We start from the raw sequence: 22,632 nt of genomic DNA on the forward strand, positions 1-22,632 counted from the left end.
CCGGCAGGATGCCCGTCGAGGTCAGGGGGTGGCGATGGCGACCGACACGGTCCACCCGGGGCTGGTCGAGCTCCGCGGGCTGAGCAAGACGTTCGGGCCGGTGCGGGCCGTCGACGACCTCAGCGTGACGGTGCCACCCGGCAGGGTCACCGGCTTCCTCGGCCCGAACGGGGCCGGCAAGACGACGACGCTGCGGATGCTGCTGGGCCTCGTCACCCCCACCGCAGGGACGGCCACCGTCGGCGGTCGCCGGTACGCCGACCTCGAGGCGCCGCAGCGCACCGTCGGGGCGCTGCTGGAGGCCAGCGACGTGCACCCCGGTCGGACCGGTCGCGACCACCTGAGGGTGCTCGCCCTGACCGCCGAGGTCCCGGACTCTCGCGTCGACGCGCTGCTCGCTCTGGTGGGCCTCACCGACTCCGCTGACCGCCGCGCCGGCGGGTACTCCCTCGGCATGCGCCAGCGGCTCGGTCTGGCCGCCGCGCTGCTCGGGGACCCACCCGTGCTCGTCCTCGACGAGCCGGCGAACGGGCTGGACCCCGAAGGCATCGCGTGGCTGCGCGGGTTCCTGCGGGCGCTGGCGGCCGAGGGCCGCACCGTGCTGATATCCAGCCACGTGCTCGCCGAGGTGCAGCAGACGGTCGACGACGTCGTGATCATGGCCCGCGGCCGGCTGGTGCAGCACTCCTCGCTGGCCGACCTCGCCGAGACGGCGCGGCGCACGGTGCGGGTAGTCTCCCCGGACGCCGACCGGCTGGCCGGCGTCCTCACCGGGGCCGGGGCGAGCGCCACGACCGTGGACGGCGCCCCCGGGTCACTTCGGGTGCAGGGGATGACGGCCGCCGAGGTCGGCCACGCGGCGCACCGTGCCGGGATCGAGCTGCACGAGCTGCGGGCCGAGGACGAGGGGCTGGAGCAGACGTTCCTCCGGCTGACCGCCCACGAAGGGGTGGCGCGGTGAACGGGTTCCCCACGGCCCTGCGGGTCGAGCTGCGCAAGACGACGACCACCCGGATGTGGTGGGTGCTGCTCCTCGTCATGACCGGGTACGTGCTGGCGATCGCCGCCTTCCTCGCACTGGCCTTCACCGCCGGGCCGCAGGCCGCCGGGGGTCCGCCACCGCTGCCACCGGAGCAGATGCGTCTGGCGCTCTACACCGTCGCGATGCCGCTCGGGTACGTGTTCCCGCTGCTCGTCGGCACGCTCTCGATCACCACCGAGTACCGGTACCAGACGCTCACCTACACGTTCCTGGCGACACCACGACGCGGCCTCGCGCTGCTGGCCAAGCTGGTCTCGGCCACCCTGGTCGGCCTCCTTTTCGGCGTCGTCGGGGTGCTGGCCGGCCTCGGCGGCGCCGCGGGCGTGCTCGCGTTGCGCGGGGAGGACGCCGGGCTGACCGGTGAGGTGCTGCGCGCGCTGGCGCAGAGCGTGCTCGGCATGGGCCTGTGGGCCGCGGTCGGCGTGGGGGTCGGAGCGCTGCTGCGCAACCAGGTCGCCGCGGTCATCGTCGTCCTGGCCTTCTCCCAGCTCGTGGAGCCGATCCTGCGGCTGGGGCTGGGAGCGTGGTCGGCGACCCGCGAGGTGTCCCGCTACCTGCCGGGGGCCGCCGGTGACGCGATGGCGGGCGGGAGCCTTCTCACCGTCGGCAGCCCTGTCCAGCTGCTCGACTGGTGGGCCGGCGGTCTGGTCCTGGCCGGCTACGCCGTCGTGTTCTTCGTGCTCGGCTGGGCCTCCACGGTGCGCCGCGACGTCGCCTGACCGGCCTGCGGGCCGGCGTGCCCGCCGGCCCTGCCGACGACTAGGGTTTGGACCGGCGACCATTCAGCTCACGACCGTGGAAGAGGGCGATCCCCGCCGTGTCCCAGACCGACTCCTCCGGTTCCCGTCCCACCGGACCTGGGCAGAGCGTCCCGCCGGAGGCGGCGGCCGACTTCGGGCCCAACGAGTGGTTGGTCGAGGACCTCTACCAGCGCTACCTCGAGGACCGGAACTCGGTGGACCGTGCGTGGTGGGAGTTCTTCGAGGACTACAAGCGCGGCAACGGCGTCCGCGGCCAGGGCAGCGCACCCAGTGACCACGTCGAGCAGTCGTCGCCCGAGCCGGTCCGGCCGGGGCCGGCCCCGGAGCCGAAGGCCCGTGGGCCGGAGGCGGCGAACAGCGACTTCCGGCGCGCCGACGACACGGTGGCCGTCGGTGCTGCCGCCCCGCCGGTGCCCGCCGAACCGCGCACCCCCAAGCCCGCGGCCGCACCGCAGGCCGAGACCAAGCCGAAGAGCGCCCCCGCGGCGCAGGAGGGTGGCGGTGCGGAGCCGGTCGAGCCGGTCCGGCTCAAGGGCCCGGCGGCCCGGGTGGTCGCCAACATGGAGGCCAGCCTGGAGGTGCCGACCGCGACGAGCGTGCGGTCGGTGCCGGCCAAGCTCCTGGTCGACAACCGGATCGTGATCAACAACCACCTGGCCCGTTCCCGCGGCGGGAAGGTGTCCTTCACCCACCTCATCGGCTTCGCGGTCGTCGAGGCGCTCGCGGACATGCCGGAGATGAACTACGGGTACACCGAGGTCGACGGCAAGCCCGCCGTGCTGCGGAATCCGCACGTCAACCTGGGCATCGCCATCGACCTGCTCAAGGACGACGGCTCCCGCCAGCTCCTCGTCCCGGCCATCAAGAACGCCGAGACGATGGACTTCGCCCAGTTCTGGGCGGCGTACGAGGACGTCGTCCGGCGGGCCCGCAACGGCAAGCTCACCATCGAGGACTTCCAGGGCACGAGCATCTCGCTGACCAACCCCGGCACCATCGGCACCGTCCACTCGGTGCCGCGGCTGATGAAGGGCCAGGGCGCCATCATCGGCGTGGGGGCGATGGACTACCCGGCGGAGTACCAGGGCGCCTCGGAGGAGACGCTGGCCCGACTCGCCGTGAGCAAGGTGCTGACCCTGACCTCGACGTACGACCACCGGATCATCCAGGGCGCGCAGTCGGGGGACTTCCTGCGGATCATCCACGCCAAGCTGCTCGGCGAGGACGGCTTCTACGACCGGATCTACACCTCGCTGCGAATCCCCTACGAGCCGGTCCGCTGGGTGCGGGACATCTTCGTGTCCGAGGACGACGAGCTCAACAGGACCGCCCGCGTCTACCACCTGATCAACGCCTACCGGGTCCGCGGTCACCTCATGGCCGACACCGACCCGCTGGAGTACCGCCAGCGGCGCCACCCCGACCTCGACATCCAGACCCACGGCCTGACGCTGTGGGACCTCGAGCGGGAGTTCCCGACCGGTGGTTTCGGCGGCAAGCCGGTGATGAAGCTGCGCCACATCCTCGGGGTGCTGCGCGACTCGTACTGCCGCACGGTCGGCATCGAGTACATGCACATCCAGGACCCGGAGCAGCGCCGCTGGATCCAGGAGCGGGTGGAGCGGCCCTACGCCAAGCCGACCCGCGACGAGCAGCTGCGGATCCTCAAGCGGCTCAACGCCGCCGAGGCGTTCGAGACGTTCCTGCAGACGAAGTACGTGGGGCAGAAGCGGTTCAGCCTCGAGGGCGGGGAGAGCGTCATCCCGCTGCTCGACGCGCTGCTGTCCGAGGCCGCCCACGAGGGCCTCGACGAGGTGTGCATCGGCATGCCGCACCGTGGGCGGCTCAACGTGCTGGCCAACATCGCCGGCAAGAGCTACGGCCAGATCTTCCGCGAGTTCGAGGGCCAGCAGGACCCGCGTTCGGTCCAGGGCTCCGGCGACGTCAAGTACCACCTCGGCACCGAGGGGACGTTCAGCGCCGACAACGGGGACACCACGAAGGTCTACCTGGCCGCGAACCCCTCGCACCTCGAGGCGGTGAACCCGGTACTCGAGGGCATCACCCGGGCCAAGCAGGACCGCCTCAACAAGGGCGGGTCGACGTTCCCGGTGCTGCCCGTGCTGCTGCACGGCGACGCGGCGTTCGCCGGCCAGGGCGTGGTGGCCGAGACGCTGAACCTGTCCCAGCTCCGTGGCTACCGCACCGGCGGCACCGTGCACGTGGTGATCAACAACCAGGTGGGCTTCACCACGGCACCGGCGTCGAGCCGCTCGTCGTTCTACTCCACCGACGTCGGCAAGATGATCCAGGCACCGATCTTCCACGTGAACGGCGACGACCCGGAGGCGTGCGTGCGCGTCGCCCGGCTGGCGTTCGAGTACCGGCAGGCGTTCGACAAGGACGTCGTCATCGACCTGGTCTGCTACCGCCGCCGTGGCCACAACGAGGGCGACGACCCGTCGATGACCCAGCCGCTCATGTACTCGCTCATCGAGGCCAAGCGCTCGGTCCGCAAGCTCTACACCGAGTCGCTCATCGGTCGCGGGGACATCTCCGTGGAGGAGGCGGAGCAGGCGCTCAGGGACTACCAGCAGCAGCTCGAGCGGGTGTTCACCGAGACCCGCGAGGCGCAGTCCGAGGCCCAGCGGACCCCCGACCGTCCCGCGGACGACGACGCCCCGGCCGGGCTGGAGAAGCCGGCTGCCCAGCAGCACGAGCCGGTTGCCGAGGTGAAGGACACCTCGGTGAGCCTGGAGGTGCTCAAGCGCATCGGGGACGCGCACGTCTCCCCGCCCGAGGGCTTCGTCGTCCACCCCAAGCTGCGTCCGCTGCTGGAGAAGCGCTCCCAGATGTCCCGTGCCGGCGGCATCGACTGGGGCTACGGCGAGCTGCTCGCGTTCGGGTCGCTGCTCATGGAGGGCGTCCCGGTCCGCCTGGCCGGCCAGGACACCCGCCGGGGCACGTTCGTCCAGCGGCACGCCGTCCTGACCTCCAAGGCCACTGGCGAGGAGTGGACGCCGCTGCTGTACCTGTCCGAGGACCAGGCGCGGTTCTGGGTCTACGACTCGCTGCTGTCGGAGTACGCGGCGATGGGTTTCGAGTACGGCTACTCGGTGGAGCGGCCCGACGCCCTGGTGCTCTGGGAGGCCCAGTTCGGCGACTTCGCCAACGGAGCCCAGATCGTCATCGACGAGTTCATCTCCTCCTCCGAGCAGAAGTGGGGCCAGCGCTCCTCGGTCGTCCTGCTGCTGCCGCACGGCTACGAGGGCCAGGGCCCGGACCACTCCTCGGGCCGTATCGAGCGCTTCCTGCAGCTGTGCGCGGAGGGGAACATGACGGTCGCCATGCCCTCGACGCCGGCGTCGTACTTCCACCTGCTGCGCCGGCAGGCGTACGCCCGTCCGCGCCGCCCGCTCGTGGTGTTCACCCCGAAGTCGATGCTGCGGCTCAAGGCCGCCGCCTCGGCCGTGGAGGACTTCACCACCGGCTCGTTCCGCCCGGTCATCGGCGACACCGGTGACCTCGACCCCGGCGTGGTCGACCGCGTCCTGATGTGCACCGGCAAGGTGTACTGGGACCTCGCCGCGCACCGTGAGCGGGTCGGCGACCGCCGGACGGCGATCGTCCGGGTCGAGCAGCTCTACCCGCTCGACGGCGAGGCGCTGTCCGAGGCGCTCAGCCCCTTCGGGGACGCCGAGCTCGTGTGGGTGCAGGAGGAGCCGGCGAACCAGGGTGCCTGGCCGGCCACCGCCCTGGCCCTGCCCGACCTGCTCGGCGGGCGGACCGTGCGCCGGGTGAGCCGGCCCGCGTCGGCGTCGCCGGCGACCGGCTCCAGCCGCAAGCACCAGCAGGAGCAGCAGGCGCTGGTGGACGAGGCGTTCCAGCGCTGACCGCCGCTGAACGGAGGAGCATCCGGTGTACTTCACCGACCGCGGCATCGAGGAGCTGGAGTCCCGGCGCGGCGAGGAGGAGGTCTCGCTGGCCTGGGTGGCCGAGCGGCTGCGCGAGTTCGTCGACCTCAACCCCGAGTTCGAGACCCCGGTGGAGCGGCTCGCCACCTGGCTCGCCCGCCTCGACGACGAGGACGGCGAGTGAGCCAGGAGCGGCCGGCGCCGCTGCGGATCTGCGTCGTCGGGGACGAGCTCGTCGCCGGCGTCGGTGACCGCCGCGCGCTCGGCTGGGTCGGGCGGGTAGCCGCCCGCACCGCGGTGCAGGTGCCGGCGACCGGGGTGTTCGCGCTCGGGGTGCCCGGCGAGTCGACGTCCGGCCTGCTCGCCCGCTGGCGGGAGGAGACCGACCTGCGGTTCGCCACGGACGCCGACAACCGGCTGGCCGTCGGCCTGGGCCGGGCGGACGTCGATGCCGGGCAGTCGACGGCACGCAGCCGGCTGAACCTCGCCAACGTCCTCGACGACGCCGAGTCGCGAGGCATCGCGGCGTTCGTGCTCGGCCCACCGCCGACGCTGGACACGGAGGTCAACGCGCGGCTCGGTGACCTGTCACAGGCGTTCGCCGACGTGTGCCAGCGGCGCGGCGTCCCGTTCGTCGACGCGTTCGGCCCGCTGTCAGCGCACGACGCGTGGTTCGCCGACCTCGCCGGCGGGGACGGCACCCACCCGGGCCAGTCCGGCTACGGGCTGCTCGCCTGGCTGGTCCTGCACGGCGGCTGGCACGAGTGGCTCGGCGTCCCCCAGGACGCCTGAGCCGTCACGGCCGGGTGAAGACCACCTTGCCGAACAGGTCCCCGGAGACCATCCGGGCGAACCCGTCCCGCGCCTGCTCCAGCGGCATCGTCGCGTCGATGAGCGGCCGGACGCCGGTGCTCTCGCAGAACCGGACGAGCCGTTCCAGCTCGTCCCGGGTGCCCATGGTGGAGCCGACGACGGACAGCTGGAGGAAGAAGACCCGGTTGAGGTCGGCCGAGGGGTCAGCGCCGGAGGTTGCTCCGGAGACGACGAGGGTGCCACCGGGCCGCAGCGCGCGCAGGGAGTGCGCCCACGTCGCCTTGCCGACGGTCTCCATCACCGCGTCGACCCGCTCCGGCAGCCGCTCCCCAGGCTCGAACACCTGCTCCGCGCCCAGGTCGAGGGCGCGGGCCCGCTTGTCGACGTCCCGGCTCGTCGCCCACACCCGGTAGCCGGCGGCGGAGCCGAGGGCGATGAGCGCGGTCGCCACCCCTCCCCCGGCGCCCTGGACGAGGACCGTGCTGCCCGGCTGGGCGCCGGACTTCGTGAACAGCATCCGGTAGGCGGTCAACCAGGCCGTCGGCAGACAGGCCGCCTCCTCGAACGACAGCGAGGCGGGCTTGGGCACGAGGTTGCGCCGCGGCACGACCACCTCGTCGGCGAACGTGCCCTGGTACACCTCGGACAGCAGGGACCGGCGCGGGTCCTCGGTCTCGTCCCCGCTCCACCCCGGGCTGGACACGACGGCGTGGATGACCACCTCGTTGCCCTCGTCGTCCACCCCGGCCCCGTCGCAGCCGAGGATCATCGGCAGCCGGTCGGCGGGCAGGCCGACGCCGCGCAGGCTCCACACGTCGTGGTGGTTGAGGCTGGCGGCGCGCAGCCGCACCCGCGCCCAGCCCTCGGGCACCTCGGGCTCGGGCCGTTCGCCGAGCTCGAGCGCGCTCAGCGGGTCGTCGGTCGACTGTCGGGCGGCGTAGACGGCGAACACGGGACCGAACCTAGCGAAGGGACGCGGGCGACGGCAGCGGGGGCAGGATCAGCGCGGGCAGGTCAGCGGCGGGCGACGCCCTCGCGGCGCGCAGCCGCGGCCACCGCCGCGGCCACCGCGGGGGCGACCCGCTCGTCGAACACGCTCGGGACGACCTCCCCGGCGCTCGGGTGCTCGACGACGTCCGCGATCGCCCGGGCCGCGGCCAGCTTCATCCCCTCCGTCACCCGGCGAGCCCGCACGTCGAGGGCGCCGCGGAAGACCCCGGGGAAGGCGAGGACGTTGTTGATCTGGTTGGGGTAGTCGCTGCGCCCGGTGCCGACGACCGCGGCGTGCCGGGCGGCGACCTCCGGGGCCACCTCCGGGTCGGGGTTCGCCAGTGCGAAGACGATGGCGTCCTCGGCCATCGCGGCGACCGCCTCCTCGGGCACCGTGCCGCCGGAGACGCCGACGTAGACGTCGGCGCCGACCAGCGCGTCGGCGAGGGACCCGGCCAGGGCGCGCGGGTTCGTCGTGGCGGCGAGACGCCGCTTGTGGTCCGGCAGGTCAGCCCGGCCGGGCTCGACGACCCCGCGGCTGTCGCAGACGACGACGTCGAGCACCCCGGCGCGGCGCAGGATGGCGGCGACGGCGACGCCGGCGGCACCGGCGCCGGAGACGACGACCCGCAGACCGGCGAGGTCCTTGCCGACGACCTGCGCGGCGTTGACGAGACCAGCCAGCGTCACGATCGCGGTGCCGTGCTGGTCGTCGTGGAACACCGGGACGTCCAGGCGCTCCTGCAGCCGGCGCTCCACCTCGAAGCAGCGTGGGGCGCTGATGTCCTCGAGGTTCACCCCGCCGAACGTCGGCGCCATCCGGGCGACGGTGTCGACGATCTCCTCGACGTCGGTGGTGTCGAGGCAGATCGGGACGGCGTCCACGCCGGCGAAGTGCTTGAACAGCAGGGCCTTGCCCTCCATCACCGGCATCGCGGCACGCGGGCCGACGTCACCGAGGCCCAGGACGGCGGTGCCGTCGGAGACCACCGCGACAGTGTTGGCCCGTCCCGTGTACGTGTCGACGAGCGCCGGCTCGGCGGCGATCGCGAGGGACACCTCGGCGACGCCCGGGGAGTACGCGAGAGACAGGTCGGCGCGGTCGCGCAGCGCCAGGCGCGGCACCACTTCGAGCTTGCCGCCACGGTGCATGAGGAACACCGGGCGGCTCGGATCGTGGCCGGTACAGGCCGGTTCCACGGAGGATGCGGACATTCGTGACCCCTTGGATCGCTGGAGCGGTTCGCTGAGCGGTGCCGACCGCGGGATGACGATCACGACACGGTGGGCCGGGATCCTGCGGCTCGGCGGCGGGGGTCACCCGCGAGGTGGCTAGGGTGCCACAAGTTCTCACGTTCACCAAGGACCCGGGAGGATCCGTGATCCAGCACACCCGACGCCGTCTCGTCCTCACTGCGACAGCCGGCGTCACCGCCCTCACCCTCGCCTCCTGCGGCTCGGACGGCGACGTTGCCGGCACCGACGGCACCGACGGCGCGCAGTCGGGGGAGATCGAGCTCATCAGCGAGGGCAAGCTCACCACCTGCACGCACCTGCCGTACAAGCCGTTCCAGTTCACCGAGGGCGGCGAGATCGTCGGGTTCGACGTCGACATCGTCGACGAGATCGCGGCGGACCTGGGTGTCGAGCAGGAGATCATCGACACGCCGTTCGAAGGCATCCAGTCCGGCGAGGACCTCAACACGCTGAAGTGCGACATCGCGGCGGCCGGGATGACGATCACCGACGTGCGCGAGGAGAACCTGGACTTCTCCGACCCTTACTTCGACGCCACTCAGGCGCTGCTCGTCCCCGCCGACTCTGACGTCACGTCACTGGAGGACCTGTCCGGCGGCAAGCTCGCGGTCCAGCTCGCGACGACCGGTGAGATCTACGCCCAGGAGAACGCCCCGGACGACGTCGAGCTCGTCCAGTTCGAGGACCTGGCCCTGCTGCAGACCGCCGTCCAGACCGGACAGGTCGACGCGGCGATCAACGACAACGGCGTGCTGCTCGACTTCGCCGCGGAGAACGACGACGTCAAGGTGGCCGCCGAGTTCGACACCGGTGAGCAGTACGGGCTCGGCGTGCGCACCGGCAACGAGGCGCTGCTCGAACAGGTGAACGCCACCCTCGAGCGGATTCGCGAGGACGGCACCTACGACGAGATCTACGAGCGCTGGTTCGGTGAGGCGCCCGGCCAGAGCTGACGGTCGGCGCCGGCGGCCTGCTGACCGCCGGCGCCCCTCACCGGAGGAGTCCAGATGTCGCCTCGCAAGCGGGCGCAGTACATCCGCGGCGCGCAGTACCTGCTACTCCTCGTCGCCGTCGTGGCGATCGCCCTCCTGGCCGACTGGGAGCGCATCGGCGGCGCCTTCTTCGACCCGGAGGTCGCCGCCGCCCAGTTCCCCGAGGTCATCACCACGGCGCTGAAGAACACCGTGGTCTACACCGCACTGGGGTTCACGTTCGGCCTCGCCCTCGGCCTCGTCCTGGCGCTCATGAAGCTCTCCAGCGTCGCCCCCTACCGGTGGCTGGCGAACCTCTACATCGAGTTCTTCCGAGGCGTGCCCGCGCTGCTCGTGTTCATCGCCCTCGGCTTCGGCGTCCCGATCGCGTTCGGCACCCGGTTCGACAACTACACGACCGTCATGCTGGCCCTCGGCCTGGTCGGCGCGGCCTACATCGCCGAGACGCTGCGTGCCGGCATCCAGGCGGTGCCCAGGGGCCAGGCCGAGGCGGCCCGATCACTCGGCATGTCCGGCGGCCGCGCGATGGTCAGCATTGTCATCCCGCAGGCGTTCCGGATCGTGCTCCCCCCGTTGACCAACGAGCTCATCCTGCTGACCAAGGACTCGTCGCTGATCTACCTTCTCGGCCTGGCGGTGTCCGACTACGAGCTGACCAAGTTCGGCCGCGACCAGCTGAACCAGACCGGCAGCCTGACCCCCATCCTCATCGCCGGACTCTGCTACCTGATCATCACCGTCCCCCTCGGCCAGCTCGTCCGACGGCTCGAGGCCCGTTCCGCAAAGGCCAGGTGAACCCCGTGCCCGCCACCGGTGACGTGGTCGTCGACGTCCGGGACCTGCACAAGTCCTTCGGCCCCCTTGAGGTGCTCATGGGGATCGACCTGACGATCCGCCGCGGCGAGGTCGTCTGCGTGATCGGACCGTCCGGGTCCGGCAAGTCCACGCTGCTGCGCTGCGTCAACCTGCTCGAGCAGCCGACGTCAGGGACTATTCGGATCGGCGCGAACGAAGTCACCGACCCGGACGTCGACATCGACAAGGTCCGTACCCACGTCGGGATGGTCTTCCAGCAGTTCAACCTGTTCCCCCACCTCACCGTGCTGGGCAACTGCACCATCGCCCAGCGCAAGGTGCTCAAGCGGTCGGCCGAGGAGTCCGAACGAGTCGCCCGGGCCAATCTCGAGCGAGTAGGTCTGGCCGACAAGGTGGACGCCTACCCCGCGCAGCTGTCGGGTGGGCAGCAGCAGCGGGTCGCCATCGCCCGCTCGCTGAGCATGGACCCGGACCTCATGCTCTTCGACGAGCCGACGTCGGCACTGGACCCGGAGCTCGTGGGCGACGTGCTGACGGTCATGCGCCGCCTGGCCGAGGAGGGGATGACGATGATGGTCGTCACCCACGAGATGGCCTTTGCCCGAGAGGTGGCCGACCGCGTCCTGTTCATGGACGGCGGCGTGATCGTCGAGGAGGGCCCACCGGAGCAGGTGATCGGCGAACCGCGGCAACGACGGACCCGCGACTTTCTCCAGCGGGTCCTCGACCCCACCCACACGGACGTCAGCGGTAGCCGGTGAACGGTGGCCGGTCCTGCCTCAGACGCGCCGAGAACGCCCGCTGAGCCACCGGGGCAGCCGCCACAGCCCGACGGCCAGCACGTCGTCGTCCGGGACGGCCCCGACCAGCCAGGAGTCGACGCCGCGCTCGGGGTTGTCCCTCTCCACCCACCACCCCTCCGGCACCCGGCGGGCCAACCGCTTGACCGACAGCGGCCGTCCCCCGGGCAGGCGGACGACGGCAAGCCGCCCCGGCCGGGGACGGCCGCCCCACCGGACGAGCAGCAGGTCCCCCTCGCGCAGCGTGGGCTCCATCGACACGCCACGGACCCGGGTGAGCCCGAGCCCCCGCTGCGGCTGCACGACGTCTGGCACCGAGGTAGTGTCGCGGGAGATCGTTCCGGTCGTCGACGTCAACATGGAAGGGACTCCAGCATGCTCTCCCGTTTCCTCCGTCCGGTCGAGGTCAGCGCTCACTGCGACCTGCCCTGCGGCGTGTACGACCCCGCCCAGGCGCGGATCGAGGCGCAGTCCGTCAAGGCCATCGCCGAGAAGATGGCCGACAACGACGACCCCGACTACCGGGTCCGCGCGCTCATGATCAAGGAGCAGCGCTCCGAGCTCGTCAAGCACCACCTGTGGGTGCTGTGGACGGACTACTTCAAGCCCCCGCACTTCGAGAAGTACCCGCAGCTGCACCAGCTGTTCAACGAGGCGACGAAGCTCGCCGGCGGTGGCGGCGGGACCAAGGCCAGCAGCGACGTCGAGGTGGCAGACCAGCTGCTGGCGAAGATCGACGAGATCGCCGAGATCTTCTGGGAGACCAAGAAGGCCTGATCCCGCGCCTTGCTTCGGCCGCCGGTCGCGCGGTCCGTCTCACGGGAGCCGTAGACCCTGCTCGCACGCCCGCCGCAGCCGCTTGTGGCGGCGGACACGCTCGCGCAGGCCCGGCATCCCGGGGACGGTCCGCTCGGCCGGCGGTTCGGCGTCCAGGACCCCGTCGCGTAGCGGCCCGACGACCGTCCAGGAGGACCACCGCTCCAGGTCCGGCTCGGTGAAGTCGTGCCCGAGGAGCATCGCGGTGCCGGTGTCAGGCAGCGACTCACCGTCCAGAGGCTCCACCTGCAGCGGAGGGCCCCAGTGCGGGACGCGGACCGGCCGGACTCGGGGCACGTGGACGGCGCCGGGGTCGGCCGTCACCAGCAGGGCGTCGTCCGGCGCGGCGCGGGCGGTGAACGGCTGGACGTCGAGGACGTCGAGGTGGACCAGCAGCCGGGGCAGGTACCACCAGTGCTCCCGGCGCAGCAACGGTGAGTCGGCGAGGGCCCGCGACGGCGGGTGCTTGCGCAGCTCCTGGTCGAGCAGGGTCTCGACGAACACCTCGCCGCCCCGGTCCTCGACCAGCCGCGGGACGGCGGTCACCGCGAGCGGCGCCCACCCCGACGCTGTCAGGCGGGGGTCGGACAGGGTGAGCACGACGCGGGGGCGCGTGGCCAGGGTACGCGCCCAACCCGCCTCCGCGTAGGGGACGGCCAGGACCGGGTGGTCGACGTCGAGCAGCGGGACGACGGGACGGCCGGCCGGAGCGGCGTCCTCGGTCCAGCACACCTCCGCGGTGGCCGCGGCCCGCACCGAGCGGACGAGGACGTCCCCCACCGGCTGCTCGAGCACCGCTCCGCCTCCCCGACCGTCCGCCACCAGAGCCCTTGATCTCGGACAAGGCGGACACTAGCGTCGCCGCCAGGTTCGGCGACAACGGGGCCGCCGACCGTCACGGGAGGACTCCGATGCCCGCCATCGTCGTCGCTGTCGCCGTCCTGGCCATCTTCCTCGTCGGCTACCGCTACTACTCGGCGTACCTGGCCCGGCGCGTCTTCGGCCTCGACCCCGCGTTCGTGACGCCCGCGCACGAGCTGCGTGACGGCGTGGACTTCGTGCCGACGAACAAGCACGTGCTGTTCGGGCACCACTTCACCTCGGTTGCCGGCGCGGCGCCCATCGTCGGCCCGGCCATCGCGGTGTTCTGGGGCTGGGGTCCGGCGCTGGCGTGGATCGTGCTGGGGACCGTCTTCGCCGCCGGCGTCCACGACTTCGGGTCCATCGTCGTCTCGGTCCGTCACAAGGCCCGCAGCATCGGCACTCTCGCCGGCGACGTAATCAACAGGCGGGCGCGCATCCTGTTCCTGCTGATCATCTTTTTCCTGCTGACGCTGGTGAACGCAGTGTTCGCCGTCGTCATCGGCAACCTGTTCGTCGCCAACCCCGGAGCGGTGCTGCCGGTGATCCTGTCGATCCCGTTCGCGATCGGCATCGGGCAGTACATCTACCGGACCCGCAGCTCGGCGCTGGTGCCCTCGCTCGTCGGGGTGGCGATCCTGTACTTCTTCATCTGGGTCGGCGAGCAGGTGCCGCTGGACATCACCCCGCTGGCGACGGACCTCGGCTTCGACCGGCCGCGTGACCTGTGGGTCATCATCCTGTTCGTCTACACCTTCTTCGCCAGCCGGCTGCCGGTGTGGGTGCTCCTGCAGCCGCGGGACTACATCAACTCCCACCAGCTGTTCATCGCGCTCGGGGTCATCCTGCTGGGCATGCTCGTCGGGATGGACCGGATCGTCGCCCCGGTGCTCAACGACGTCCCCGAGGGCTCACCACCGATCTTCCCGTTCCTGTTCATCACCATCGCCTGCGGGGCGATCTCCGGCTTCCACTCCCTCGTGGCGAGCGGGACGACGGCCAAGCAGCTCGACAAGGACACCGACGCCCGTTACGTCGGGTACGTCGGCGCGGCCGGTGAGGGCAGCCTCGCGATGGGATCGGTCCTCGCCGTCTCCGCCGGCCTTGCCGCCACCCAGGTGGAGTGGGAGGCCTTCTACGTCGACTTCGCCACCGCCTCGGGCGGGGCGACCAACAACTTCGTCCAGGGCGTGGCGAACTTCGCCAACAACCTCGCGGTCCCGCTGGACGTCGCCGCCGTCTTCGCCGCGGTGGTCGTCATCAGCTTCGCCGCGACGACGATGGACACCGGCGTCCGTCTCCAGCGGTACGTCATCCAGGAGATCTCCGAGTCCGCCGGGTTCCGGCCGCTGGCCCGCAACCTCACGCTCGCGTCCCTGGTGGCAGTCATCGTGCCGCTGGTGATGGCGCTGCTGCCCGGTGGCGGCGAGGCCGGCTACACCTTCGGGGTGCTGTGGCAGCTGTTCGGGACCACGAACCAGCTCACCGCCGGGCTCGCTCTAGCGGTCATCGCGGTGTGGGTGACCCGCAGCGGGCGGCCGAGCCTGCCCGTGCTCGTGCCGCTGGTCTTCCTGCTGGTGATGACGTCGTGGGCGCTGGTCGTGAACCTCGGGAACTTCATCGAGGAGGGCCAGTGGGTGCTCGCCCCGCTGGACGCGATCATCTTCGTCCTGGCGGTCTGGCTGATCGTCGAGGCGGCGATCGCCCTGCGCTCGGCCCGTCGGCGTGACACCACCGAGCCGTCGGAGCCGGTCTCGGACCGACCGTGGACCGGCTGAGGCGGGCCTGGCGTCGCCTCGAGGCCGCTCATGACGCGGTCTTCGTGGCCCGGTGGCGCACGGAGCTGCGGCGAGAGGCGCGTCGCGAGGAGGAGGAGCTGCTCGGCGTCCTGCTGCTCGAGGCGATGGGGGCGCAGAGCCCGGTGTCGTACTACGCCCTCGAGGTGTACCCGTGGCTGCTGACCCGCACCCACCAGCTGCACGTCTCCCGGGGCATCGACCGGCTGTCCGGCAGTGCCTGCTGCTGAGGCGCTCACCGGCGTCCAGGTGCACCTCGTCGGCGGCAAGGGCGGGGTCGGCAAGACGACGGTGGCCGCGGCCCTCGCCAGGCTGCTCGCCAGCCACGGCCACCGGACGCTCCTCGTGTCGACCGACCCCGCCCACTCGACGTCCGACCTGCTGGGGGTGCACCCCCGGCGCGACCCGGTCCCGGCCGGACCTCGGTGGTCGGTGCTGGAGATCGACGCCGAGCAGGTGGCCCGCGAGCACGTGGCGCGAATCGCCGAGGACGCCCGCGACGTCGTCCCGGCAGCGGTGATGCCCGCGCTTCGGCGGCACCTGGACGCCGCGCTGGCCAGTCCCGGCACCCAGGAGAGCGCGCTGCTCGACCGGCTGTCCGACGTGCTGCTCGACGCGGTGACCGCGGGCACCTGGGACCGGGTCGTCGTCGACACCGCTCCGACGGGGCACACGCTGCGGCTGCTGACCCTGCCGGACCTGCTGTCCAGCTGGGTGGACGGTCTGCTGCGCACCCGCGAGTCGTTCCTGCGGACCGACTCCCTGGCCCGCGCCCTGGCCCGGGAGGACGCCGAACCGGCTCCGGACCCGGTCGCCACTCGGTTGCGGGCGCGACGCGACCGGCTCACCGCCGTGCGTGATCTGCTGCGGCGCGAGTCCGCCGTCCACCTGGTCGTCGTGCCCGAACGACTCGCCGTGCTGGAGACCGCACGAGCACGGGACGCCCTGCGAGCGGGCGGCTTGCCGCTGGGCCTGCTCGTCGTCAACCGGGTGCTCCCGAGCGGCAGTGCGGACCCGTTCCTCGCGGCGCAGGTCCGCGGCCAGCGCGCGTGGCTGGACCGGATCGACGCCGACCTCGGCGGGATGTCGCAGGTGCTGCTTCCCCACCTGCCCGAGGAGCCGGGGCCGCAGTCGCTCGACGTCCTGGGGGCGGTGCTGGCCGACGCGCTCGGCCGAGAGTAAGGAGGGGACAGACCGCTACTTCCAGCGCCTCCTGCTGCCCACGAGCTCCTGGAGGTAGCCGTACACGGCCACCGGCGACATCACCATCTGGTAGACCACGACGTAGGCGACGAAGCCGACGGCGTTGCGGCGCACCCGCAGGCCCAGCCGACCGAAGACGTGCCGGCGTTGGAACCGGTAGAGGATGACGTTGACCAGCAGGGTCAGCGGTAGGACGAACAGGGTCCAGGGGCCGACGACCCAGTAGTAGCCGGCCAGAGCGAGCACCAGCCCCGGCATCCAGATCAGCGTGTACCCGAGGTCGAGAGCCGGGATGACGAGGTCGAGCCCCGTCATCAGCCGGGTCATGGGTGTGTGCTGACGCCACGGCGGCACTGCACGCAGCCCTTCGAGCATCCCGCGGGCCCACCGCGCCCGTTGCCGGGCGAGGTGCCGAAGGCTCACGGGCACGTCGGTGAAGGCGACTGCGAGGGGTTCGAAGTACACCCGGCCGCGCTGTGCCAAGAGGTGCCAGGTGATGACGATGTCCTCGCCGATGGCGTCGGGCCACCCACCCACCGCCCGGACCGCATCGGTCCGGTACAGGCTGAAGGCGCCCTGGGCCACGAGGGTCCCCTGGTACAGGCCCTGCATCCGCTTGACCGAGGCGATGCCGAGGAAGTAGTCCCACTCCTGCATCCGGGCCCAGAACCCGTCCCGGCTGTTGCGGACGAGGATCGACCCGGCGACGGCGACGACGTCGTCCGGGGCGGACTCCAGGCGCGCCACCAGGCTCCGCAGCGCACTGGGGTGCAGCAGGGTGTCGGCGTCGAGCGTGACGACGAGGCCGGTGGTCACCCGGTCCAGAGCGGCGTTGAGCGCGTGACTCTTGCCCGGGACCGGGGCGTCCACGACGACGAGACGGACGCCGAGGTCCTGAGCAGCCTGAGCGGCGACCTCGGCGGTGCCGTCCGCGGAGCCGTTGTCCGCCAGTACCACCGTCACCGGCCCGGCGTAGTCCTGGTTCGCCAGGTAGCGCAGCGTCGTCCCGATGCCGGCAGCCTCGTTGCGCGCCGCGATGACGACGGTCACTGGGGTCGTCGGGGAGGTCACCCGCAGGGGCGGCTGCCGGTCCAGCACCAGGCTGGCGGCGAGGAACGCGACCACGCCGCCCGGGAGGTAGGCCACCAGCGTGATGACGAGGACGGCGATGACAGGGTGAGTGAGGTCGGCGAGGTCGCGGAGCCAGGGCAGTGACAGCCACACGGAGCCGGCCATCCACAGCACGGACCAGGCGAGGGCGATGGTGAACTTCACCTGGACGCTGAGGTACCGCCCGCTCCGCCGACGCGCCGCGGGCGGATCACGCAGCGGCGTGAGCAGCGACGGAACGCTCCCGGGCTCCACGGTCATCCATCGGCACGTGCGAACCGGCACTCAAGAGGCAATTGGGCGCGTACGGCACGATGGCGGCCGTGGACGACGCGACGGTGACGGGCCGGGTCCAGGTACGGCCGGCTGAGGACGACGAGATGGACGCGGCCGGGGCGGTGGTCGTCGCCGCCTACCAGGCTGACGGGCTCGGCGGGGACCGGGACTACCTCCAGGACGTCGGGAACGCGCGGAAGCGGGCCGCCCACGGGACGGTCCTCGTGGCGCTGGACGGCGACGAGGTGGTAGGCAGCGTGACGTACGCCCGGCACGGGTCGCCGCTGGCGGAGGTCTGCGCACCGGGGGAGGCGGAGTTCCGGATGCTCGGCGTCCACCCGGACGCGCGCGGCCGTGGCGTCGGCCAGGCGCTGGTGCAGGCGTGCATCGACCGGGCCCGTGCGGACGGCGCCCGCCGGCTCGTGCTGTCGACCGAGCCGCACTCGCACGCGGCCCACCGCATCTACCGCCGCCTGGGGTTCCGGCGCGAGCCGGCTCTCGACTGGACCCCGGTGCCGGGCGTGGACCTGCTCGTCCTCGCCCTGCCGCTCACGGATGATGCAGCCCAGGACGGCGGGGGCTGGTCATAGCGGTCCGGCGTCAGCCCTGCGCGGGTCCCCGGACCCGGGCGAGAAAGCGGTCAGCGTCGACGACGACGCGGGTCACCTCGCCGACCGCGAGCAGGCCCTGCTCGTCGTCCTCGGCCCGGACGGCGAACCGCACGAGCCGGCCGTCGACGGCGACGACCTCGGCCGTGACCGTCACCCGGGACCCGACCGCGCTGGGCCGCAGGTGCTCCATGCTGACCCGGGTGCCGACGCTCGTCCGGCCGGCGGCGAGGCGCTCCGGCACCGCGGCACAGGTGACGGCCTCGCACCACGCGAGCAGCCGCGGCGTCCCGAGAACCGGCAGGTCACCGCTGCCCAGTGCGGCGGCGGTGTCCTCGTCGGTGACGGTGAAGGTCCGGGTGACGGGGTCGCTGCTCACCGACCGCAGGCTACGTCAGGGGTCCGCTCAGGTGACCAGACCGAGCCGGCGCAGCTCGACCATGAGGTCGTGCGGGTGGCTCGAGGCGGCCATCGCGTCCTCGAGGGTGACCAGGCCGTCGCGCACGTAGGTGACGAGGTGCTGGTCGAACGTCTGCATCCCGTAGAACCCGCCGTCGGCGATGAGGTCGGAGATCGTGCTCGTCTTCTCCGGGTCCGCGACCGCGTCGGCGATCCGCCCGGTGCCCACGCAGACCTCCATGACGACGCACCGCCCCTGCCCGTCGGCACGCGGGACGAGCCGCTGGCACAGGATGCCGCGCAGGGACCCGGCCAGGGACAGCCGCACCTGCATCTGCTCGTGCGGGGGGAAGAAGTCGATGATGCGGTTGATCGTCTCCTGCGCGTCCGTCGTGTGCAGGGTCGACATGACGAAGTGCCCGGTCTCGGCGGCGGTGAGTGCGGCCCGGACGGTCTCGGCGTCCCGCATCTCCCCGACGAGGATGACGTCCGGGTCCTGCCGCATCGCGGCACGCAGCGCGGTGGCGAAGTCGGAGGTGTCGATCCGCAGCTCCCGCTGGTTGATCATGGCGAGCTCGTCGCTGTGCAGCACCTCGATCGGGTCCTCGATCGTGACGATGTGCACCTCGCGCTGGGTGTTGATGGCGTTGACCATCCCGGCCAGCGTCGTCGTCTTGCCGGAGCCGGTCGGCCCGGTGACGAGGACGAGACCGCGCGGCTCGAGGGCGAGCGTCCCGACGGCGGGCGGCACCCCGAGGTCCTCCAGCGGGATGGCACCGAAGGTCACCCGGCGGAACACCAGACCGGCGGACCCCCGCTGGCGGAACGCGTTGACGCGGAAGCGTCCGACGCCGGGCATGGAGTAGGCGAAGTCGGCCTCGTTCGTGGCCGCGAACTCCTCGACCAGGTCGGGCCGCAGCACCTCGGCCACCATGTGCTCGGTGTCCGCGGGGGTCAGCTCCGGGGCCTGCAGCTTGCGCAGGCGGCCGTCGATGCGGATCCGCGGCGGGGAGCCGACCTTGCAGTGCAGGTCGGAGCCGGCCAGCTCGACGAGGGCGAGCAGGTAGTCGACGACGGACAGCGGCGGGCGGTCGCCGTTCTGTGCGGGCTGCACCTCACTGACGCTCACCCCAGCAGTGTCGGTGCGTTCCGGCGCGGACTTGAGCGGACGCCGTCTCGTCGAACCTCGGCTCAGCTGCGGGCGAGGACCCGGGACAGGGCGGCGACCACCCGGGGGTCGTAGTCGTGCGCGAGGCCGAGGTGGATGCGCTCGAGCGCCACGGTGCGGGCGGCCTCGCCGCCGGACTCGCCGACGAGGTCGTCGTAGGCGTTGGCGACCCGGATGATCCTGCTGGCCAGCGGCACCTCGGCGTCCCCGGAGAGCCGGTCGGACGGCGTCCGGTAGGGGCGGTGCTGTCGGGCGACGGCGACGGCGACGGCCTCCGGGACGCCGGTGCTCGCGACGATGCCGGCGCCCAGCTCGGCGATCGTCTGCTGCTGCGCGGGGGACGCCATCACGGTCGCGCCACCGGGGATGGGGTCGGTCAGGGAGAGCTGGCCGATGTCGTGCAGCAGCGCCGCGTACTCCAGGTCGAGCAGCTCGGACTCGCCGAGCCCGAGGTCGCGGCCGATCGCGACGGCCAGTGCGCTGACCCGCTGGGAGTGCCGGGTCTCGGTGTACCCGCCGATCTCGGTGAGCCGGGACAGCGAGCGGATCGTCTGCAGGTAGGTCCGCCGCACCATGGCGTACCGGCGGAAGGCGAACTGCGTGATCAGCAGCGGGACGGCGAACACCGGCAGGGCCAGCAGGTCCATCGGACGGGCCGCCAGGGCGACGAGGACGCCGGTCGCGGAGATGGCCGCGCTGATCCCGGCCGCGGCGCGCACCTCGTCGACCAGCACGGGCCGCAGCGGGGCGTGCTGGCGGGCGGCCCGGACCGCGGCGGCGACGACCGAGTCGACGGCTGCGGCGAGCAGCGCGACGGCGATCATCACCAGGGCAGCGAGCCAGCGGTGGTCCTCCCAGTCGGTGACGTGCTCGACGAGCGGGCGTCCGGCCACCGGCACGGAGCGGAAGAGCACCGCGGCGATCGCCACGGTGAGCACCCGCCGGGCCAGCACGTCCGCGCGCGGCGCGCGGCCGGCCAGGGCGTGCGGCATGACGCCGACGAGGACGCCGACGGCGGTGACCGCGACGACCGCCCCGGCACCGAAGGTCAACGGCTCGTCACCGAGCTCGGGCACGAGGGCCAGCGCGAGCGCCATCGCCGCACCGATCGGTGCCGCGTCGCGGTCTCCCGGCAGGTTGAGGCGCAGCAGCTCACCGGCCGCGATGAGGACGGCGAAGGCGCCGAGCAGGACGACGGGGCCGAGCTCCCCGCGGCTCCACGACACCGCGGCGGACACGGTGGCCACGACGGTGACGAGCGCGGCGATCCCGGTGACGACGCCGGCCGGTGTCGTCCCCGGGACGGCGGGCCCGGCCCGCCCGGTCACGACGTCCCCAGGTCGGCGCCGTCCGGCAGCGGACGTGCGCCCCGGTGGAAGGAGGGGGCGTCGGGGTCGTCGTGGTCGAACCCACCGGCGTCCGCGGCGCCGGCGGCCACCTCGGCGGCCGGTGCGCGGGTCGGCTCCCACGGCTCGTGCTCGAGCGCGGCGACGAGCGCGTCGACGAACCGGGGCTCGAACTGCGTGCCCTTGCCGGCCTCGAGCTCCACCAGCGCCTCGTCCACCTCCCGGGCGCGGCGGTAGGAGCGGGTCGAGGTCATGGAGTCGAACGCGTCGGCGACGGCGATGATGCGCGCCAGCTCGGGGATGTCGTCGCCCGACAGCCCCATCGGGTAGCCCTTGCCGTCCAGCCGCTCGTGGTGGTGCAGGATCCCGGAGTAGGCGTCCTCGAGGAACTCGATACCGCGCACCATCTCCAGACCGCGGACCGGGTGCAGCGCGATGGCGGCGAACTCCTCGTCGGTGAGCCTGCCGCTCTTGCGCAGCACCCGGGTCGGGACGCCGATCTTGCCGACGTCGTGCAGCATCCCGGCGAAGCGCACCATCTCGACCCGGTCTGCGGCCAGGCCGACCTGGCGGGCGATGAGGACGCTGGCGTGCGAGACCCGCTCGTTGTGGCCGCGGGTGTAGAGGTCCTTGGCCTCGACCGCGCCGACCAGGGCGAGCACCGTCCGCTCGTACGCCTCCTGCTCGGCGGCGTACTGGGCCCAGGCCCAGCGGGCGACGTAGAGCGGGGCGAGGACGAGGACGGCCGAGAGCGGTCCGATGCCGGCGCCGTCCCAGAGCACGGCGAGCAGGACGCCGAACATGGCGTACCCGAGGTAGGGAGCGGCCCCGGGCCGGAGGGTCTCCCAGAAAACCCGTCCAAACGGAACGCCCTTGTGGAAGTGCACGATGCCGGAGACGAGAGCGGCGTTGACCAGGCACATCACCCCGGCGGCGAGCGTCATCGGCAGCAAGTTGCCCCAGACGAACTCCAGCCCGCTCAGGTGCGCGATGTCGAAGGACCCACCGGTGAGGCGATAGGTGGCGGCGGCAGCCAGAGTGGCCAGCCCGAACTGGGCCGCATTGAAGGTGCGGACGACGGGGTTCCAGCCGTTGATCTGGACGACGCCCGCCAGGGTCGCGACGAGTACGGCTCCCCACACCCCGAGCAGGGGGATTGCCGCGAGCTGGACGATGAAACCGACCGAGATCGCCTGACCGCCGTGGGACGAGACTCGAAGTGCGTACCCGCCGGCCCCCAGCACAACCAGGATGACGAGGGGGACCCAGCGCAGGTCGTGCCAGGGCTCGACAGCGGCACCCGTGGCAACAAGGTAGCCGACGTCCAGCACGACGAGCAGGGCGATGAACGCCCTCGCAGCACGCGGTAGGTCGAGCACGGGCTCCTCCGGTCAGAGGGAGCAACCGGGGTCGACAGCTCGTGGAGGATCAGCGACCCTCCCAGGACCAACCCGCCTCCGCGGAGAGCATGCGCTCCACCGCAGCCACGATGATCTTCATCTCGACATCACATCCTTCACGTGATGTCACGGACACCGCTGCTCGTCCGCGCGCGCTCCGCTCCGCTCCGTGGGAAACGCGTTCGAGGGTGAAGACTGACTCGGTCACGGGACTGTGAGCTGTCGGCCCCGCTTGCTCGCTCTGGAGTTGTGGCTCGGCGTCGC

22 protein-coding genes are annotated in these 22,632 nt (G+C 72.2%); 13 read left to right on the forward strand and 9 right to left on the reverse strand.

From position 1 onward, the window contains the following. Positions 1-34 precede the first annotated feature (34 nt). The 5 genes from ACFP6A_RS12645 to ACFP6A_RS12665 all read left to right on the forward strand — a co-directional run bounded on the left by ACFP6A_RS12645 (position 35) and on the right by ACFP6A_RS12665 (position 6,509). Positions 35-961 (forward strand): ABC transporter ATP-binding protein, encoded by a 927-nt coding sequence (locus tag ACFP6A_RS12645; protein ID WP_379604057.1) that lies wholly within the window; start codon positions 35-37, stop codon positions 959-961. Continuing rightward, entirely contained in the window at positions 958-1,761 is an 804-nt protein-coding gene (locus ACFP6A_RS12650) for an ABC transporter permease (RefSeq protein WP_379604058.1), read from the forward strand. The genes ACFP6A_RS12645 and ACFP6A_RS12650 overlap by 4 nt, the downstream gene beginning before the upstream one ends. 98 nt (positions 1,762-1,859) lie before the next feature. After that, complete coding sequence (locus ACFP6A_RS12655) at positions 1,860-5,696, forward strand: multifunctional oxoglutarate decarboxylase/oxoglutarate dehydrogenase thiamine pyrophosphate-binding subunit/dihydrolipoyllysine-residue succinyltransferase subunit (RefSeq protein ID WP_379604059.1); 3,837 nt, start codon at positions 1,860-1,862, stop codon at positions 5,694-5,696. 25 nt (positions 5,697-5,721) lie between these two features. Then, entirely contained in the window at positions 5,722-5,901 is a 180-nt protein-coding gene (locus ACFP6A_RS12660) for a DUF6104 family protein (protein ID WP_379604061.1), read from the forward strand. Continuing rightward, positions 5,898-6,509 carry a GDSL-type esterase/lipase family protein gene (locus ACFP6A_RS12665; protein ID WP_379604062.1) on the forward strand — a complete coding sequence of 204 codons (612 nt, stop codon included), beginning with the start codon at positions 5,898-5,900 and terminating at the stop codon, positions 6,507-6,509. Before ACFP6A_RS12660 ends, ACFP6A_RS12665 begins: the two co-directional genes overlap by 4 nt. A 4-nt stretch (positions 6,510-6,513) precedes the next feature. Here the strand turns inward: ACFP6A_RS12665 and ACFP6A_RS12670 are convergent, their stop codons facing one another. After that, entirely contained in the window at positions 6,514-7,482 is a 969-nt protein-coding gene (locus tag ACFP6A_RS12670) for a zinc-binding dehydrogenase (protein ID WP_379604064.1), read from the reverse strand. Between the two features lie 62 nt (positions 7,483-7,544). Further along, on the reverse strand, positions 7,545-8,735 hold the full coding sequence (locus ACFP6A_RS12675) for an NADP-dependent malic enzyme (RefSeq protein ID WP_379604066.1): 1,191 nt from the start codon (positions 8,733-8,735) through the stop codon (positions 7,545-7,547). A gap of 164 nt (positions 8,736-8,899) precedes the next feature. Here ACFP6A_RS12675 and ACFP6A_RS12680 point away from each other — a divergent pair, with 164 nt between their 5' ends. The 3 genes from ACFP6A_RS12680 to ACFP6A_RS12690 are packed head-to-tail and all read left to right on the forward strand — an operon-like array spanning position 8,900 to position 11,346. After that, a complete protein-coding gene (locus tag ACFP6A_RS12680; protein WP_379604067.1) occupies positions 8,900-9,730 on the forward strand; it encodes a basic amino acid ABC transporter substrate-binding protein in 831 nt (276 codons plus the stop codon). Positions 9,731-9,784: 54 nt separating this feature from the next. Beyond that, positions 9,785-10,564: an amino acid ABC transporter permease gene (locus tag ACFP6A_RS12685; protein ID WP_379604069.1), complete on the forward strand. Its 780-nt coding sequence runs from the start codon at positions 9,785-9,787 to the stop codon at positions 10,562-10,564. Further along, positions 10,561-11,346: an amino acid ABC transporter ATP-binding protein gene (locus ACFP6A_RS12690; RefSeq protein WP_379604071.1), complete on the forward strand. Its 786-nt coding sequence runs from the start codon at positions 10,561-10,563 to the stop codon at positions 11,344-11,346. Before ACFP6A_RS12685 ends, ACFP6A_RS12690 begins: the two co-directional genes overlap by 4 nt. An 18-nt stretch (positions 11,347-11,364) precedes the next feature. Here the strand turns inward: ACFP6A_RS12690 and ACFP6A_RS12695 are convergent, their stop codons facing one another. Continuing rightward, positions 11,365-11,802, reverse strand: a complete 438-nt coding sequence (locus ACFP6A_RS12695) for a S24 family peptidase (protein WP_379604073.1) — start codon at positions 11,800-11,802, stop codon at positions 11,365-11,367. Between ACFP6A_RS12695 and sodN the strand changes: the two genes are divergently transcribed. Further along, positions 11,761-12,162 (forward strand): superoxide dismutase, Ni, encoded by a 402-nt coding sequence (gene sodN, locus ACFP6A_RS12700; protein ID WP_379604075.1) that lies wholly within the window; start codon positions 11,761-11,763, stop codon positions 12,160-12,162. The genes ACFP6A_RS12695 and sodN overlap by 42 nt on opposite strands. Positions 12,163-12,201: 39 nt before the next feature. Here sodN and ACFP6A_RS12705 read toward each other — a convergent pair whose 3' ends face one another. Beyond that, positions 12,202-12,996: a pyridoxamine 5'-phosphate oxidase family protein gene (locus ACFP6A_RS12705; RefSeq protein WP_379604076.1), complete on the reverse strand. Its 795-nt coding sequence runs from the start codon at positions 12,994-12,996 to the stop codon at positions 12,202-12,204. 116 nt (positions 12,997-13,112) lie between these two features. Here ACFP6A_RS12705 and ACFP6A_RS12710 point away from each other — a divergent pair, with 116 nt between their 5' ends. From ACFP6A_RS12710 to ACFP6A_RS12720, 3 genes are read left to right on the forward strand one after another with little or no spacing between them, the layout of a single operon-like run. Beyond that, positions 13,113-14,840, forward strand: a complete 1,728-nt coding sequence (locus ACFP6A_RS12710) for a carbon starvation protein A (RefSeq protein ID WP_379604078.1) — start codon at positions 13,113-13,115, stop codon at positions 14,838-14,840. Beyond that, positions 14,828-15,088, forward strand: coding sequence for a hypothetical protein (locus tag ACFP6A_RS12715; protein WP_379604080.1), 261 nt, complete (start codon positions 14,828-14,830; stop codon positions 15,086-15,088). The genes ACFP6A_RS12710 and ACFP6A_RS12715 overlap by 13 nt, the downstream gene beginning before the upstream one ends. Then, positions 15,075-16,040, forward strand: coding sequence for an ArsA family ATPase (locus ACFP6A_RS12720; protein ID WP_379604081.1), 966 nt, complete (start codon positions 15,075-15,077; stop codon positions 16,038-16,040). The genes ACFP6A_RS12715 and ACFP6A_RS12720 overlap by 14 nt, the downstream gene beginning before the upstream one ends. A 15-nt stretch (positions 16,041-16,055) precedes the next feature. Here the strand turns inward: ACFP6A_RS12720 and ACFP6A_RS12725 are convergent, their stop codons facing one another. Continuing rightward, a complete protein-coding gene (locus tag ACFP6A_RS12725) occupies positions 16,056-17,432 on the reverse strand; it encodes a glycosyltransferase (protein WP_379604083.1) in 1,377 nt (458 codons plus the stop codon). A gap of 53 nt (positions 17,433-17,485) precedes the next feature. Between ACFP6A_RS12725 and ACFP6A_RS12730 the strand changes: the two genes are divergently transcribed. Then, positions 17,486-18,037: a GNAT family N-acetyltransferase gene (locus ACFP6A_RS12730; RefSeq protein WP_379604085.1), complete on the forward strand. Its 552-nt coding sequence runs from the start codon at positions 17,486-17,488 to the stop codon at positions 18,035-18,037. 10 nt (positions 18,038-18,047) lie between these two features. Here ACFP6A_RS12730 and ACFP6A_RS12735 read toward each other — a convergent pair whose 3' ends face one another. The 4 genes from ACFP6A_RS12735 to ACFP6A_RS12750 form a co-directional block, all read right to left on the reverse strand. After that, on the reverse strand, positions 18,048-18,434 hold the full coding sequence (locus tag ACFP6A_RS12735; protein ID WP_379604086.1) for a thioesterase family protein: 387 nt from the start codon (positions 18,432-18,434) through the stop codon (positions 18,048-18,050). A gap of 27 nt (positions 18,435-18,461) precedes the next feature. Then, positions 18,462-19,583 carry a type IV pilus twitching motility protein PilT gene (locus ACFP6A_RS12740; protein ID WP_379604088.1) on the reverse strand — a complete coding sequence of 374 codons (1,122 nt, stop codon included), beginning with the start codon at positions 19,581-19,583 and terminating at the stop codon, positions 18,462-18,464. Between the two features lie 62 nt (positions 19,584-19,645). Then, positions 19,646-20,950: an HD-GYP domain-containing protein gene (locus tag ACFP6A_RS12745; RefSeq protein ID WP_379604090.1), complete on the reverse strand. Its 1,305-nt coding sequence runs from the start codon at positions 20,948-20,950 to the stop codon at positions 19,646-19,648. Then, the gene (locus tag ACFP6A_RS12750) at positions 20,947-22,347 is read right to left on the reverse strand and encodes an HD-GYP domain-containing protein (RefSeq protein WP_379604092.1); all 1,401 of its coding nucleotides are present in this window, start codon (positions 22,345-22,347) and stop codon (positions 20,947-20,949) included. Before ACFP6A_RS12750 ends, ACFP6A_RS12745 begins: the two co-directional genes overlap by 4 nt. Positions 22,348-22,632 lie beyond the last annotated feature (285 nt).

It is taken from the genome of Quadrisphaera sp. GCM10027208 (genome assembly GCF_042658805.1).
Lineage (GTDB): Bacteria > Actinomycetota > Actinomycetes > Actinomycetales > SCSIO-59966 > SCSIO-59966.